The following is a 242-nucleotide window of genomic DNA, read 5'->3' on the forward strand; positions in this document are numbered from 1 at the left end:
CTCGTCAACGGTGTCGATGCCGTCGACCCGCCGGCGCCAGAGGTGGTACCAGGCGATGCCGAGGAGGAATGCGCCGCCGACGGCTACAGAACCGGCGAGCGTGTGCGTGTATGCAGCCCAGGCGGTGTTGTTCATCAGAACTGCGCCGACGTCGACCATCTGCGGGCGCCCGTCGATGATCTCAATGCCGACCGGGTGCTGCATCCAGGAGTTGGCCACGATGATGAAGTAGGCCGAGATCC

General features: G+C 64.9%; 1 protein-coding gene. It reads right to left on the reverse strand.

Annotated features, from left to right (window positions below; all coding sequences use genetic code 11):
- A partial coding sequence (locus R2R70_RS22645) for a cytochrome ubiquinol oxidase subunit I (RefSeq protein ID WP_410979293.1) occupies window positions 1-242 on the reverse strand: 242 nt, incomplete at both ends.

Origin of the sequence: Cobetia sp. SIMBA_158, from assembly GCF_046566945.1 — a bacterium.
GTDB lineage: Bacteria > Pseudomonadota > Gammaproteobacteria > Pseudomonadales > Halomonadaceae > Cobetia > Cobetia amphilecti.